This is a genomic window from Agromyces cerinus, assembly GCF_016907835.1.
Classification (GTDB): Bacteria; Actinomycetota; Actinomycetes; order Actinomycetales; family Microbacteriaceae; genus Agromyces; species Agromyces nitratus.
The window spans coordinates 548,495-563,235 of the sequence record NZ_JAFBCT010000001.1 but is presented as its reverse complement, the minus strand read 5'-3'; the positions used below and the strand labels follow the sequence as shown (position 1 = coordinate 563,235).

At 71.6% G+C, this 14,741-nt stretch carries 15 protein-coding genes; 7 read left to right on the top strand and 8 right to left on the bottom strand.

Translation table 11 applies throughout. The annotated features are described in order from the left end of the window. Window positions 1-16: 16 nt before the first annotated feature. Genes narJ through JOE59_RS02630 form a run of 3 tightly spaced genes read left to right on the top strand, consistent with a single transcriptional unit; the run spans window position 17 to window position 1,980 of the window. Window positions 17-757: a nitrate reductase molybdenum cofactor assembly chaperone gene (gene narJ, locus JOE59_RS02640; RefSeq protein ID WP_239560063.1), complete on the top strand. Its 741-nt coding sequence runs from the start codon at window positions 17-19 to the stop codon at window positions 755-757. Further along, a complete protein-coding gene (narI, locus tag JOE59_RS02635) occupies window positions 754-1,512 on the top strand; it encodes a respiratory nitrate reductase subunit gamma (RefSeq protein ID WP_204458825.1) in 759 nt (252 codons plus the stop codon). Before narJ ends, narI begins: the two co-directional genes overlap by 4 nt. 39 nt (window positions 1,513-1,551) lie before the next feature. Next, the gene (locus JOE59_RS02630) at window positions 1,552-1,980 is read left to right on the top strand and encodes a pyridoxamine 5'-phosphate oxidase family protein (protein ID WP_204458824.1); all 429 of its coding nucleotides are present in this window, start codon (window positions 1,552-1,554) and stop codon (window positions 1,978-1,980) included. Between the two features lie 35 nt (window positions 1,981-2,015). On the opposite strand, the gene JOE59_RS02625 is transcribed toward JOE59_RS02630, so the two are convergent. From JOE59_RS02625 to JOE59_RS02615, 3 genes are all read right to left on the bottom strand, one after another. Next, window positions 2,016-3,266: an MFS transporter gene (locus tag JOE59_RS02625; RefSeq protein ID WP_204458823.1), complete on the bottom strand. Its 1,251-nt coding sequence runs from the start codon at window positions 3,264-3,266 to the stop codon at window positions 2,016-2,018. Between the two features lie 122 nt (window positions 3,267-3,388). Then, the gene (locus JOE59_RS02620; RefSeq protein ID WP_204458822.1) at window positions 3,389-4,003 is read right to left on the bottom strand and encodes a GNAT family N-acetyltransferase; all 615 of its coding nucleotides are present in this window, start codon (window positions 4,001-4,003) and stop codon (window positions 3,389-3,391) included. 29 nt (window positions 4,004-4,032) lie between these two features. Further along, the gene (locus JOE59_RS02615) at window positions 4,033-5,940 is read right to left on the bottom strand and encodes a helicase HerA-like domain-containing protein (RefSeq protein WP_204458821.1); all 1,908 of its coding nucleotides are present in this window, start codon (window positions 5,938-5,940) and stop codon (window positions 4,033-4,035) included. A 90-nt stretch (window positions 5,941-6,030) separates the two neighbouring features. Here JOE59_RS02615 and JOE59_RS02610 point away from each other — a divergent pair, with 90 nt between their 5' ends. After that, a complete protein-coding gene (locus JOE59_RS02610) occupies window positions 6,031-7,497 on the top strand; it encodes an endonuclease/exonuclease/phosphatase family protein (protein ID WP_204458820.1) in 1,467 nt (488 codons plus the stop codon). Between the two features lie 21 nt (window positions 7,498-7,518). Here the strand turns inward: JOE59_RS02610 and JOE59_RS02605 are convergent, their stop codons facing one another. Both JOE59_RS02605 and JOE59_RS02600 read right to left on the bottom strand, forming a co-directional pair. Continuing rightward, window positions 7,519-8,004: a hypothetical protein gene (locus JOE59_RS02605; protein ID WP_204458819.1), complete on the bottom strand. Its 486-nt coding sequence runs from the start codon at window positions 8,002-8,004 to the stop codon at window positions 7,519-7,521. Between the two features lie 49 nt (window positions 8,005-8,053). Then, a complete protein-coding gene (locus tag JOE59_RS02600; protein WP_204458818.1) occupies window positions 8,054-8,509 on the bottom strand; it encodes an SRPBCC domain-containing protein in 456 nt (151 codons plus the stop codon). 142 nt (window positions 8,510-8,651) lie between these two features. On the opposite strand from JOE59_RS02600, the gene JOE59_RS02595 reads away from it, so the two are divergent. From JOE59_RS02595 to JOE59_RS02585, 3 genes are read left to right on the top strand one after another with little or no spacing between them, the layout of a single operon-like run. Beyond that, window positions 8,652-9,584, top strand: coding sequence for a helix-turn-helix domain-containing protein (locus JOE59_RS02595; protein WP_204458817.1), 933 nt, complete (start codon window positions 8,652-8,654; stop codon window positions 9,582-9,584). 46 nt (window positions 9,585-9,630) lie between these two features. Next, complete coding sequence (ligD, locus tag JOE59_RS02590; protein WP_204458816.1) at window positions 9,631-10,866, top strand: non-homologous end-joining DNA ligase; 1,236 nt, start codon at window positions 9,631-9,633, stop codon at window positions 10,864-10,866. Continuing rightward, window positions 10,863-11,717 (top strand): aminoglycoside phosphotransferase family protein, encoded by an 855-nt coding sequence (locus JOE59_RS02585; RefSeq protein WP_307836922.1) that lies wholly within the window; start codon window positions 10,863-10,865, stop codon window positions 11,715-11,717. Before ligD ends, JOE59_RS02585 begins: the two co-directional genes overlap by 4 nt. Here the strand turns inward: JOE59_RS02585 and menC are convergent. From menC to pucL, 3 genes are all read right to left on the bottom strand, one after another. Continuing rightward, window positions 11,707-12,915: an o-succinylbenzoate synthase gene (gene menC, locus JOE59_RS02580; protein ID WP_204458815.1), complete on the bottom strand. Its 1,209-nt coding sequence runs from the start codon at window positions 12,913-12,915 to the stop codon at window positions 11,707-11,709. The two genes, JOE59_RS02585 and menC, sit on opposite strands and share 11 nt — an antisense overlap. Then, window positions 12,912-13,763 carry a hypothetical protein gene (locus JOE59_RS02575; RefSeq protein WP_204458814.1) on the bottom strand — a complete coding sequence of 284 codons (852 nt, stop codon included), beginning with the start codon at window positions 13,761-13,763 and terminating at the stop codon, window positions 12,912-12,914. The genes menC and JOE59_RS02575 overlap by 4 nt, the downstream gene beginning before the upstream one ends. A 63-nt stretch (window positions 13,764-13,826) precedes the next feature. After that, on the bottom strand, window positions 13,827-14,741 hold the full coding sequence (gene pucL, locus JOE59_RS02570) for a factor-independent urate hydroxylase (protein WP_204458813.1): 915 nt from the start codon (window positions 14,739-14,741) through the stop codon (window positions 13,827-13,829).

Below are 14,741 nucleotides of genomic sequence, written 5' to 3'. Positions count from 1 at the left end.
CGCGTCGAGTCCTCGGTTGCGACCGCAGATCCAGCTGCGGAACATGCCGGAGCCGCTGCATCCGCTCGCCCTGAACGCCGAGCAGCGGGCCCGCACGCACATGATCGCCTCGCTCCTGCTCGACTACCCCGATGCCGCCTTCCATGAGCGGATGCCGCGGCTCGCGGCATCCCTTCGACAGGCCGACGACGGCGCGCCCGACCCGCTTCCCGGCCCGATCGAGGCGGCATTCACGACGTTCATGGAGGCAGCGGATGCCGCGGGCCCCGAGCGTCTCGCGCAGCAGTACGTCGTGACGTTCGACCTGAAGCGCAAGAGCTGCCTGTACCTCAGCTACTACGCGGCGGGCGACACCCGCAAGCGCGGCACCGCGCTCGTGACGTTCCTCGACGCGTACCGGGCGGCGGGCTGGGAGTTCGACGCCGATGAGCTGCCCGACTTCCTCCCGGCGGTGCTCGAGTTCTCGGCGGTCAGCGAGTCGCCAGTGGCCGAACAGCTGCTCGCAGCGCACCGCGACGGCATCGAGGTGCTCCGGGCCGCGCTGCTCTCGCAGCAGAGCCCCTGGGCCTCGATCGTCGAGGCCGTGTGCCTGTCGCTCCCCGAGATCGACGAGGCCGCTCGCGAGCGGATGCTCGCCCTCGTCAACGAGGGGCCGCCGACCGAGACCGTGGGCCTCAGCTTCGGGGCGCCGACCTTCCTCGGCAATCTCGAACCCTTCGCCCCCGGCGGGGCCGGGAACAAGGAGGTGCGGGTGTGAACGCGCTGGACATCCTGTTGTGGGTCGCCTTCCCCTATGCGGCGTTCGCCGTGTTCGTGGTCGGCCACATCTGGCGGTACCGCTACGACCAGTTCGGCTGGACCACCCGGTCGAGCCAGGTGTACGAGAACCGCCTGCTGCGCTGGGGCTCGCCCATGTTCCACCTCGGAATCCTGTTCGTGCTCGCCGGGCACATCGTCGGGCTGCTCATCCCGCGCGAGTGGCTGTACGCGATCGGCATCGACGAGCACATGTACCACCTCGGCGCGACGACGCTCGGCACGATCGCGGCCGTCTTCACCGTGGCCGGGCTCGCGATCCTCGTGTATCGACGACGCACGACGAATGCCGTCTTCCTCGCGACGACCGCCATGGACAAGGTCATGTACGTGTTCCTCGGGGCGACCCTGCTCTTCGGCTCGATCGCCACGATCATGTACCAGGTGTTCGGGCCGGGCTACGAGTACCGGGGCACCGTGGGTCCGTGGATGCGGAGCCTCATCCTGCTGCAGCCGCAGCCCGAGCTCATGGCCGACGTGCCGCTGATGTTCCAGCTGCACGTGCTGTGCGCGACGGCGCTCTTCGCGCTCTGGCCGTTCACGCGACTCGTGCACGTGTTCTCGGCACCGGTGGGTTACCTGTTCCGCCCGTACATCGTCTACCGCTCGCGCGACGCGACGCGCCCCGGGCGCCCCACCCGCCGCGGCTGGGAGGGCATCGAGCAGCCCGACGAGAAGCGACTGCACAAGCTCTGACCCCGTCGCTGCGGCGCCCTTCGCGAGTAGACTCCGACCATGGACCAAGACGTCAACGGTCGGACTCCGACGCGATCGCTTTCGGAGGAGGAGTGCTGGCAGCTCATCAGGGAGGCCCCATACGGTCGTCTCGCCGCAGCAGCCGCAGATGAGGTCGACATCTTCCCCGTGAACCACGCCGTCGACGGTGGCTCCATCGTCTTCCGCACCGCGGCGGGTACGAAGTTGCTCGAGCTCACGATCCGGCACCGTGTCGCCTTCCAGATCGACGGTGTCACCGAGACCGACGCGTTCAGCGTCGTCGTCAAGGGCGAGGCTGCGGAGTTCGACCGCCAGGGCGAGGTCGCCGAAGCCGAACGACTGGGCATCAGTCCCTGGGCGCCCGAACAGAAGGATCGCTGGGTGCGCATCAGGCCCACCGAGGTGCAGGGGCGCACGTTCGAGTTGCCGCACGCCGCAGCCGACTGAAGCGACTCGGTGCACGAACGCTTCGGGGCGCTGCATCACTGCAGGCGCGCGGACGACGCAGCACCGTCGCCGGCGCCGGGCCTCGCGTCGCGCAGCATGCCGGCCACGACGAGCGCGAACGCGCCGACCAGCACGAGCAGCCACAGTCCGAGCGAGTACGACATGGTCTCCGGGTTGTAGGTGGCACCCATCACGAGCGGCGGGAAGTAACCCCCGAGACCGCCCGCCGCAGCCACGACACCCGTGACGGCACCGACCTTGTCCTTCGGCGTCGACGGCCCGACCCAGGCGAAGACCGCGCCCATGCCGAGGCCCATCGCCGCGGCCATGGCGATGAACGTGGCGCCGGTGAGGATGCCCTCGGGAGGCTGCTGGCCGACGACGTACGCGAGCGACACGATGCCGGCGAGCGAGATGAGCGAGATGATCTTCGGCCCCACCTTGTCGGAGAGCACGCCGCCGATCGGCCGCGCGACGACCGCCGCCGCCGCGAACAGCGCGGTACGGGTGCCGGCACCCACGGGATCGACGTCGTCGGGGTAGATCGTGGTCAGGTACTTCGGCAGGAAGGTCGAGAACGCGACGAAGCCGCCGAAGACGATCGCGTAGAGGAACGACATCTCCCACGTGACGCGCAGCCGCAGCGCCCCCATGACCTTGGGGATCAGCCGCTGACGGCTCGGCTCCCAGACGGGTGAGTCGCGAAGGAAGAACCACACGACGACGGCCATCGCCACCATGATGGCGGCGAGCAGCAAGTGGGTCGGCAGGTAGCCGATGCTCTCGGCCAGTCGGGGCGTGGCGAAGGCCGAGATCGCCGTGCCGATCATGCCCACGCCGAAGACGCCGGTCGCGAATCCCCGCTTCGACGGCTCGTACCATGCGCTCGAGAACGGCACGCCGACGGCGAAGATCGTGCCGGCCACGCCCAGGTAGAACCCGGCCACCACGAGCAGCGGGAAGCTCTTCAGCTCACCCGCGAGGGCGACGAGCAACACAGCCGGAACGGAACCGAGCAGCACGAAGGTGAACATCTTTCGGCCGCCGAACCGGTCGGTGAACGCGCCGACGACGACGCGGCCGAGTGCGCCGACGAGCACGGGGGTGGCCAGCATGAGCGAGATCTGACCCTCGTCGAGTCCGAGTTCGGTCGCGTAGGTCTTCTGCAACGGCGCGATGACCATCCACGCCCAGAACCCGACCGTCGACGCGAGCGTCGCCAGCAGCACCTGGCCGAGCTGTCCGCGCAGCTCGGTTCTCGTCGATGGGGCGGTTGCTGCCAGCATGGTGCTCCCTTCGGACCGGCATCGCTCGGTGACATCCTGTGCCGACCGTAGCCCGCCGTCGCCCGACGCCGCCAGCACCGACCACCGGTTTTATTCGGGCTCCCGGCAGGTTCGGGCTGAGATCAGCGCGTCGCGATGCCGAGCAGCGGCGAATCGGCGCGGCTCGACGGCAGTTCGTGGAATCCGAGCCGGTCGTAGAACTGACGCGCGCCGGTGTTCGCGGCGTCCATGCCGAGGTGCACCCCCGGCACGCCCCGTTCGGCGAGGGCGGCTCGCAGCGTCTCGATGAGGCGGCGCCCGAACCCCCGGCCCTGCAGTTCGGGGAGGAGGTCGATGTGCAGGTGCGCCGGGTACTCGGCGAGTTCGGCGATGAGCATGCGATCGGGCGAGGTGCCCGCCTCGATGAGCTGCGCCTCGGTGAAGGCCGGCTCACGGCCGGTCGGGGCACCGGGCGACGGATGCCGCGCGGCGAATGCGGGGCCCCACTCACGCTTCCACCACCGGGCGAAAGCGGCGGTGTCGGCGACCCCGATCACGTAGCCGAGCACGCGATCGCCATCGGCGACGACGAAGGCGAGCTCCGGCGCGTACTCGACGTAGGGCAGCGCGAACACCTCGGGCATCAGGGTGTCGTCGGAGTAGACCCCGGTGGCGTCCCCGCCGCCGGCCGCCGTCAGCAGGCAGACCCGCGCGACCTGCTCGCGGTCGGCGGGGCGGTACGGGCGGATCTCGGGCATGCGTCCATCCTTCCGCACGCTCGAGACCGCTACTTGCGCCTGGCCATGCCGAAGAGGCCGGTGATGACGCTCGTCAGCACGTTCTGCGTGGTCTTCGAGCCGAGCACCTGCTCGAGCGCCGACCGCTCCTTCGACTGCGACGAGCGCGAGCGCGACCGCGAGGTGCCCGAGGTCTGCTTCATGAGCCGGTCGAACTCGGCCTGCGCCTTCTTGTCGGCCTTCGCGGCATCCGCTCGGATCTTCGCCTGCATCTTCTCGAACTCGACATCGGCCTTCGCCTTCGCGGCCGCCGCCTCTTCGGCGTCGACCCTCGCCGCGGCATCCGCGAGCTTCTTCGTGAGGATCTCGTGCGCCGACTCGCGGTCGATGCCGGTGCTGTACTTCGCGGTGAGCGGCGATGCAGCGACGGCCGCATCGATCGCGGCATCGGGCGACGGCGACATCGACGCCTGCGGCGCTCGCAGCCGCGTCCACGCGACGGGGCTCGGGGCGCCCTTCTCGTTCATGACCGTGACGATCGCCTCGCCCGTGCCGAGCATCGTGAGCGTCTCTTCGAGGTCGTAGCCCGACCTCGGATACGTCGAGACCGTCGCGCGCAGCGCCTTCGCGTCGTCGGGCGTGAAGGCGCGCAACTGGTGCTGGACGCGCGAGCCGAGCTGAGCGAGCACGTCGGCCGGCACGTCCTTCGGGGTCTGGGTGACGAAGAAGACACCCACTCCCTTCGAGCGGATGAGTCGCACCGTCTGCGTGATCTGGGCGAGGAAGTCCTTCGAGGCATCGGCGAAGAGCAGGTGCGCCTCGTCGAAGAAGAAGACGAGCTTCGGCTGGTCGACGTCGCCGACCTCGGGCAGGTCGGTGAAGAGGTCGGCGAGCAGCCACATGAGGAACGTGGAGTAGAGCGCCGGCTTGTCGGCGACGCCCGGCACCTCGAGCAGGCTGATGACGCCGCGGCCGTCGGCGGCCACGCGCAGGAACTCGGCCGTGTCGATCTCGGGTTCGCCGAAGAAGACGTCGGCGCCCTGGTCGGCGAAGGTGATGAGTTCCCGCAGGATCACGCCGACGGTCGCCTTCGACAGGCCGCCGAGCCCCTCGAGCTCGGGCTTGCCCTCGTCGCTCACGAGGTAGGCGAGCACCGCCCGCAGGTCTTCGAGGTCGAGCAGTGCGAGGCCGTGCTCGTTCGCGTAGTGGAAGACGAGGCCGAGGCTCGACTCCTGCGTCTCGTTGAGGCCGAGCGCCTTCGAGAGCAGCAGCGGGCCGAATCCCGAGATCGTCGCCCGGATGGGCACGCCGCGGCCGACGCCGCCGAGCGAGTAGAACTCGGTCGGGAAGCTCGCGGGGCTCCACCGCTGGCCGATGCCCTCGGTGCGCGCCAGCAGCTTCTCGTTGCCCTCGCCCGGTGTCGCGACGCCCGAGAGGTCGCCCTTGATGTCGGCGGCGAAGACGGCCACGCCATGGGCCGAGAGCTGCTCGGCGAGCACCTGCAGCGTGCGGGTCTTGCCGGTGCCGGTCGCACCGGCGACGAGCCCGTGCCGGTTCGTCATCGCGAGCGGAATGCGCACCGGCACGTCGGGCAGCGCCTCGCCGTTGACGAGTGCGCCGATCTCGAGGGCGGCGCCGTCCAGCTCGTAACCGGCTCGGATCGCATCGACCTGGGCCTGGTCGAGCGGGCCGGATGCGTCGGAGGCGGGCGCCGCGGCCGCAGGCGCCGCGGGTGCCGTCGGTGCCGGCACGGCTTCGGAGACCGCGGTATCCGTCACGGTTGCCGTCGCGCCCTCCGTCACGGTTGCCGTCGTCGCGGCCTCGGCGGCGGCCTTCGCGAGCACGGCGGCCTCCTCGGCCTTGCGCATCGCCTCCTCGGCCTGCGCCTGCAGCGCCTTCGCCGCCTCTGCCGCTGCCGCAGCGGCCTCCTGAGCCTGCTTCACCGCGTCATCAGCCATGCGGCGATCCTAGCGACGCGGCATCCGGGCGGGCCATCCGTTCGCACGGAAGGTCCCCGCCCGTGCACTGCGGATGCGTACGCTGGGCGCATGACCGATGCCGCGCTGATCGGCCCGGTGAGCGCGCCCGACGTGCACGTCATGACGTTCAACGTCCGGCGGCGCACCACCGCGCTGCCGGGGAGTCCCGACCGCTGGAATGCGCGTGCCCCGCTCGTCCGGCGTCTGCTGCGGGCCGAGCAGCCGACGCTTCTCGGCGTGCAGGAGGCACTCGCCGACCAGGTCGACGCGGTCGCGGGCGCCCACGGATCGCGGTATCGACGGGTCGGTCGCGGCCGCAGCGCCACGGGCGGCGGCGAGCACTGCGCGATCTTCTACGACGCCGACCGGCTCGAGCTGACCGCGTGGCGCCAGCGGGCCCTGTCCGCAACTCCGGATGCGCCCGGCTCGCGGTCGTTCGGCAACCTCACACGTCGCATCGTGGTGTCGGCCGAGTTCACCGACACAGCGACAGGGTCGGCACTGATCGTCTTCAACACCCATCTCGATCACGTCTCCGGGCGCTCGAGGCTCGCATCTGCGGCGATGATCCTCAACCTCGTGCTGCAGGCGGAATCCGCGGACCCCGATGCGGCGATCGTCGTGACCGGAGATTTCAACGCGGGTGCCGGCTCCGCGGTCACGCGCCGCCTGACGGCGGAGGGAGCGCTGCGGGACGCCTGGGACGCCGCGTCCGAGCGGCTGACGCCGCCGTGGGGAACCTACTCGAACTACCGCGCGCCGCGCCCGGGCGGCAGCCGCATCGATCGCATCCTCGTCGGTCGACGGGTCGACGTGCTCCGCGCCGGGGTGAACGCAGCGAGATTCGACGGCCGGGCGGCATCCGACCATGAACCGGTGCAGGCCGTGCTCCGCCCCGCGGTTCGCCCGACGATCTCGTCTGATGGCATGATCCGCACCTCGCTGCGGCGCCCCGAAGGACCGGCCGAGATCGTCGGCGACGTGCTCCGCGTGCTCAGCATCGTCGTGGCAGGCATCGGCTGGGGCCCGCTCTCGGGGTTGAGCTTCGTGGCGGCGTCGGCCGCGATGCTCGTCCCCCGACTGCTCCGAGTCCGGCCCGCCTTCGACATCCTCTTCGGCACGGCGGTGCTCCTCTCGACCTGGAGCAGCGTGCTCGGACTCTTCATCGCGGCGCGCTGGTGGGACCTCCCCATGCACTTCTTCACCAACGGCATCGTCGCGGCGATGCTCTACGTCGTGCTCGTGCGATTCCACGTGCTCGCCGACGCCGAAACGCTCCCGCGCCCCGTGCTCTCGGCCGCGCTCATGGTCACGGCGCTCGGCCTGTCACTCGGCGTGCTCTGGGAGTTCTTCGAGTGGTTCGGCCGCACCTACCTCGACCCGGAGATCCTGACCGGGTACGCGGACTCCCTCGGCGACCTCCTGCAGGGCGGTCTCGGGTCGCTCGTCGCCGGCCTGTCGATGCGGTTCCTCGCGGGTCGTCCCCGGCACGTCAGCGAGCGACTTCCCTCAGGGGAGGCGGGCCACTCGGACTGAGTGGGAACGCGGGCGCGCCGGTCACGTCAGGCGGATCGTCGGCCGGAGGCGCTCGGGCTTCGCGATGCCGAGGCGAGCCAAGCGCACCGCCGAGTTCAGGTAGAGGAACCCGACCAGTGCGAATTGCAGCGTCACGCCGACGCCGAGACCGACGGAGCCGCCGGCAGGCAGCTCGCCGACGCCGAACGCGCTCAACACCGTGCTCAGTGCCATCAGCACCGCGAACGCGACGAACAGGATGCCGAGCCGGCGGCTGAGCGTCGGCCACGCCGTCATGCGCCACCAGGCCCGCGGCGGGTCGATCGGTTCACCCTGTCCTCGGAAGATCCGCACCGCGAAGGCGAACGCCGCGAGATTCACGAGCGTGTTCACGACCTCGAGCGCCACAGCGGGCGTGCCGAGCTCACGGAGCAGGTCGGTGAACGCGTACGCGACGATCCACGCGACGACGATGTAGAGCACCTTGAGCTCCCAGCGAACGATCCTGAACGCAGGTGCTCTGCCCATGGTGTCTCCTTCGCCGGCCGGTGGTGGGATCAACCTACTCCGCGCGCGGTCAGGAGGGGAACGGCAACGCCCTGCCGGTCTCGACCCACGACTTGAAGCTCGACAGCACGAGCGGCCACGTGTCGGAAGTCTCGGCCTCGGCCGGGTGCCCCTCGCTCCACTCGTCGTTCGTGAACGTGAGCTTCGTGAGCGCCTCCCCCGCCGGTTCGAGGCGCCAGGTCATGCGGCTGCGGAGCTCGGCGTGGTTCTCGCGATAGGTGGGCCCGGGGTGCTCGGTGAGCTGCAGGATCGCGCCCGGCTCCGCCTGCAGCACCTCGCCGTAGACGTGCACGGTCTCGTCCCCGTCCTGGCCCGGCCCGACGTACTCGTAGCGGGCGCCGGGCACGAGCTCGCCCTGCAGCGCCGAGCCCCACATCACGGCGCGGCTGCCCTCCTCGCCGGTGATCGCCTCCCACACGCGGTCGGTGTCGGCGGCGACGAACAGGGTCATCTCGAAGTCGGTCATGGGTGTCCTCCTGTGATGGATTCGGTGGTCGGCATCGACGCTACGGAGGCCCCGGCACCCGCGTCTTGCACAAACGCGACGCCTCCCCGAGCCACCGCCCGGCGGAGCGCGGCGCGTCGGTGGCACTCGCGATACTGGGTGCATGCAGACGGGTGAGAACTACTGGCGTTCGCGCGCCGGCGCAGCCACGAAGGGCGTGCTCGCCGGTCGGCACGGCGAACCCGGCATCGCCCCGCTCGCGTCGGCGGCCGCAGCACAGGCTGCCGCCGACGACGCACCCGTGCGACTCGCCCGTCACGCCGTGAGCACCGACCTCGAGGGGCTCGTGCGCCACATCTGGATCCCCCGCTGGCGGCTGCCGCCCGGCATCGTCGTCGAGCAGGGCGTGCTCGACTACCCGTCGGCGAACCTCGTCGTCGAACGGCACGCGGCGGCGCTCTACGGACCGGAGCTCGGGCGCAGTCACCAGCGCCTCGAGGGCGAGGGGTGGGCGTTCGGCGTGCTGCTGCAGCCCGGCGTCGCGCACCGCCTCGCGCCCGGCCCCGTGCGCGAGATCGTCGGCTCGTCGGTCTGGCTCGATGCCCTGCGGGTGACGGATGCCGCCGGCTTCGCCGAGCAGGTGCGCGCTGCGGTCGAGGCCGGCGACGATGCATCCGCCGTCGCCGTGTTCGAATCGTGGCTACGGGCCCAGCGCATCGAGCTCGATGACGATGCCGCGCTCCTGCGGCGAGTCGTGGAGCTCGCCGAGACCGACCGGTCGATCGTTCGGGCCGACGAGCTCGCGGCAGCGTCGGGGCTGGGTCTTCGCGCGCTCGAGCGGCTGGTCCGCGGCCGCCTCGGCCTCACGCCGAAGTGGCTCATCGGGCGCTACCGCATGCAGGAGGCCTCGCAGGCGCTCGTGGCCGCCGAGCCGCCGTCGCTCGCCGAACTCGCCGCTGATCTCGGCTTCTCCGACCAGGCGCACTTCACCCGCCAGTTCCGCGCCGTGATCGGCGAGACGCCGCGGCGGTACGCTCGTGCGGCCGCGGCCGCGGCCGCCGCGGCCCCCGCCGAGTCGCCGGCGGCATCCGCCTGAGGGGCCGCCCTCCCCTTCGACGCCGCCGCGGCCTAGTGTGGGGAGCGTGAGCCCGAAGGCGTCGACGGCCGAGGTGCTGCAGATCGGCGACCGAGAGGTGCGCATCAGCAGCCCCGACAAGGTCGTGTTCCCCGAGCCGGGCCTCACGAAACTCGACGTCGTGCGGTACTACCTCGCCGTCGCCGAAGGCGCCCTGCGCGGCGCCGGCGGGCGGCCGATGGTGTTGAAGCGCTTCGTGAAGGGCATCGACCAGGAGGCCTTCTTCCAGAAGCGCGCCCCCGAGAAGCGGCCCGACTGGATCGAGACCGCGACGCTGCACTACGCCTCGGGCAACTCGGCCGAAGAGGTCGTGATCCGCGACGCCGCTGCGCTCGCCTGGGTCGTGAACCTCGGATGCCTCGACCTCAACCCGCACCCGGTGCGTGCCTCCGACCTCGATCACCCCGACGAGCTGCGCGTCGACCTCGACCCCATGCCGGGCGTCGAATGGGCGCAGATCATCGACGTCGCGATGGTCGCGCGCGAGGTGCTCGCCGACCACGGACTCGTCGGCTGGCCGAAGACCTCCGGCTCCCGCGGGCTGCACATCAACGTGCGCATCGAACCGAGATGGGACTACCGCGAGGTGCGGCTCGCCGCAGAGACGCTCGCTCGCGAGGTCGAGAACCGGGCGCCCGGCATGGCCTCGGCGAGGTGGTGGAAGGAGGAGCGGGGCGAGAGCGTCTTCGTCGACTTCAACCAGAACGCGAAGGACCGCACCGTTGCCTCGGCCTATTCGATCCGGCCCCTGCCCGATGCGCGCGTCTCGACGCCGCTCGACTGGGACGAGGTGCGCGGCAGCCACCCCGAGCGATTCACCGTGCCGACCGTGCTCGAGCGGTTCGCCGAGCGCGGCGACCCTGCGGCCGGCATCGACGACGCCGTCGGCGGCCTCGAGGGGCTGCTCGCCCTCGCGGAGGAGCTCGGCCCGGCCGAGAAGCCACCGAAGTCCTCCGACGGCTCGGGGCGCCGCGCATCGACCATGCCGCTCATCGAGATCGCGCGCGCCGAGACCAAGGCCGAGGCCCTCGAGGGGCTCGAACGCTGGAAGGCCCGGCACTCCGGAGTCGTGGCCCTCCTCCACCCCGCCGACGTGCTCGTCGACGGCATGCGCGGCAGCTCGTCGCTCTGGTACCGAATCCGGGTGAACCTGCAGCACGTGCCCGAGCCGCAGCGACCCGAGCAGGAGCCGCTCGAGATCGACTACGACCCCTGGGCCGACAAGGAGTGGAATCGCCAGTGAGCGACCTCGGACCGGTGAACCCCGGATTCGCCGGCGATGCCGCCTGGCTGCGGCACTGGCGCCTGCGCCCCGACGGCGAACCCGTGACGACGGCGTCGAGCCGGCTCATCCCCGTGCAGACGAGCGACGGCGTGCCGGCGATGCTGAAGCTCGCGCACACCGACGAGGAGGAGCGCGGCGCCGGACTGCTCGTCGCCCTCGCCGGCCACGGCGCCGCGCGAGTGCTCGCCCACAGCGACGAGGCCCTGCTCCTCGAGCGTGCGACCGGCAGCCGCGACCTCGTGCGCATGGTCGCCGACGGCGGCGACGACCAGGCAACGCGCACGATCTGCGCGGCGGCCGGCCGCATCCACGCGGCATCCGCTCTCGTGCTCGAACGCGCCGAGCCGCCCGAGCTGATCGACCTGCCGACGTGGTTCCGCGAGCTCTTCGCGGCGGCCGACGGGCTCGGAGCACTGCACCGGCGCGGCGCCGACATCGCACAGGCGCTGCTCGACGCCCCCCGCGACCCGGTCGTGCTGCACGGCGACCTGCACCACGGCAACGTGCTCGACTTCGGTGAGCGCGGCTGGCTCGCGATCGATCCGAAGGGGCTCGTCGGCGAAGCCGGCTTCGACTACTGCAACCTGCTCTGCAACCCCTCGCCCGAGCGGGCGCTGCGCCCCGGCCGACTCGAACGGCAGTTCGACGTGGTCGTCGAGGCGAGCGGCATCGAGCAGGCGAGGCTCGCGCGGTGGCTCGTCGCCTGGTGCGCGCTCTCGTCGACCTGGTTCGCGATCGACGACGACCCGCGGCGCGCGGCGTCCGCCGCGGCGATCGGAGAACGCGCGGCCTCGCTCCTCAGCGCGTGAGCGTGATCGGCGGCGCGCTCGCCCACTCGCGCACGAGGTCGTCGCGCACGGCGACGCCCGTGCCCGGGGCATCCGGAACCCGGAGCTGCCCGCGGTGCTCGCCCGTGCCGAGCACGAACGGATCGGTGACGTCGTCGGCGTAGTAGCGCGACGACGCCGAGGTGTCGCCCGGCAGCACGAAGCCGGGCAGTGCGGCGAGGGCGACGTTCGCGGCCCGGCCGATGCCGGTCTCGAGCATGCCGCCGCACCACACGGGCACGTCGAGGGCACGGCAGGCGTCGTGCACCCGCAGCGCTTCGAGGTAGCCGCCCATGCGACCGGGCTTGATGTTGACCACCGAGGTCGCACCCCGTTCGATCGCGTCGACCGCGGTCGCGGCATCGAGGATCGACTCGTCGAGGCACACGGGCGTCTCGCACGCGCTCGCGAGCAGCGCGTGGGTGGCGAGGTCCTCCTCGGCGAACGGCTGCTCGATGAGCAGCAGCCCGAACGCGTCGAGGCTCGCGAGCAACGGGATGTCGTCGGCGGTGTACGCCGTGTTCGCGTCGACCTGCAGCAGCCCGTCGCGACCGAGCAGCTCACGCACCGCGCCGACCGGCACGACGTCCCACCCGGGCTTGATCTTCAGCTTGATGCGGCGGTAGCCCTCCTCGACGTACCCCGTGACCTCGTCGAGCAGCTCCTCGAGCGTCGGGGCGATGCCGACCGAGACGCCGCAGTCCACCCAGTCGCGCACGGCGCCGAACGCCTCGCCCATCGAGCGGCCCTGCGCGCGCAGTTCGGCGTCGAGCACCGCGGCCTCGATGGCCCCCTTCGCCATGCGGTGGCCGGCGACGAAGGCGAGCGCCGGCGCGACGGATGCCGCGAGCGGCACGCCCGCCGACCTGGCGTCGGCCGACTCGGCGCCCCGTACGGCACGGGTCGCGCCGTCGGCCGTCGCACCCAGCAGTGCCGGCGCGAGGTAGCGTTCGATGACGGATGCCGCTCCCCCGACGTATTCGGCGGAGTAGAACGGGTCGCGGCCGGCGACGCACTCGCCCCATCCGTCGCCCAGGTCGGTGCGCACGTGCACGAGCAGCGCCTCGCGCACGGTCTCGCGGCCGAAGCTCGTCTCGAACGGGCGCACGAGCGGCACCTCGATGCGGTGCAGCTCGATCGCCTCGATGCGCGGTGCGGTGGCGGGTGCGGTGCTGGTCATTCGGCCTCCCGGTCGGGGTCGTCACTCGTGAAGACGTAGTCGCCCGCCGCGTCGAGCTCGGGTCGCAGCCCCGGTGCGGCGAGCGCGGCGAAGGCCTCGTGCGAGTGCTCGCGCAGCCGGGCGGCGTCGGCCGGGGCATCCGCTCGCAGCGCCTCGAAATCGGGGACGAGCGCGAAACCGGCGCGAGCCGACCACGCAGGCTGCGGTCCCAGGGCGAGCGCACGCGCCGTGCGAGCGGATGCCAGGCGCCACCGCACCTCGAAGCGGTCGCTGCGGTCGGCGCCCGTGATGGCGTCGTCGAGGCGACCGTAGAAGTCGGGGTGGAAGGCGGCGACCTCGGCGCCGAGCCGCACGAGGTTCATGCGCGCGTTGCGGCGGATGAGCGGATCATAGGTCCAGCGGATCTCGTCGACGCCGTGCTCGAGGCAGAGCGCGCGCTGGCGGAGCTTGAGGGCGAGGCCGATGCCACGGCCTCGCGCTGCGGGGTCGACGGCGTTCATGTGCGAGTGCAGGTGCAGCCCGCCCTCCCAGCCGAGGAAGCCGAGCGTGGCACCGACGACATCGCCGCCCGCGGGCCGAGGAGCGAGCGACGCGCGCGTCTCGAACCCCTGCACGGCGACGAGCAGCGTGTTGCCCGCGTGCGCGATCGCCTGCAGCATCGAGCGATCGGGCCCGCGACCGACGCCCCACGTCGCCTCGAACCCGGCGAGCGCACGGTCGAGCTCGCCGCCGGTCGCCTGGCGCGTCTCGACGCCCGCGTGCGCGTCGGCGGCGTCCGCGAGCTCCGTCGCCGCGATCGCCGCGGCAGACCCGGCGGCGACGGACGGCTGACGTGGATCGGTGCGCATGGCTCGACGGTATCGCCCGCCGGCAGGGCTCGTCGAGACGTCCGCACACCGCGATGCCCGCCCTCAGCAGAACCCGGCGATGCCCTCCCACGCCACCGGCGCCGGCACGAGGCCCTCGCGCATGACCGTGGCCTCGATGAGCCCGTACGGCCGATCGGCGGCATAGAACACCTCGTTGGGGTTGTCGAGGCCGAAGGGGCTGAGGTCGACGACGAAGTGGTGCTTGTTCGGCATAGAGAACCGGATCTCCGCGATCTCGGGGTGCACCTCGAGCACGCGCGACCCCATGTCGAAGAGCGTCTGCTGCAGGGCGGCCGAGTACCTCGCGGCGAACGCCTCGAGCATGAGCGCGCGCACGCTCGCGTAGGCCGCGTCGTAGTCGACGTCGGCGCCGACGTAACGCCAGCGCGCCGCGACATCCGTGGCCAGGATGCGGTCGTTCGTCTCCTGCAGGGTCGTGTACCGGTCCCTCGGGAAGCCCTCGAAGCCCGACTGCGTCGTCTTCAGCACGGTGAGCCCCTCGAGCCCGCCGAGGACGTGCCGGTCGTCGCCGTCGGCGACGACCACGGCGGTGCGCGTCTCCTCGCCCGAGCGCACGAAGGAGTGATCGTGCGGGGCGCCGTCGACCTCGATGCGCCGCCAGGCGAAGCGCTCGGCCTCCCAGCGGCCGCCGCTCACCCAGTCGAACGACGCCGTGAAGTGGTCGGCGAGGCGCAGCAGGAACGCCTCGGGCGAGCCCACGCCGTCGCGGGCGAACGCGAAGATCGTGTTCTTCTGCGTGTCGGTCGGGATGACGTGCGCGTTGTCGCCCGACGTGTGCGCTCCGGTGAAGTCGCCGCGAAGCTGCGAGGTGACGCTGAGGTCGTCGATCTCGTGACGGTCGGCGTCGCGGGTGACCTTCACGACGCGAACCTCGGCCTTGCCGTACTGGTTCGGTCCGAGCACGATCCTGCGGTCGGTCACGGGGTCTCCTTCCAT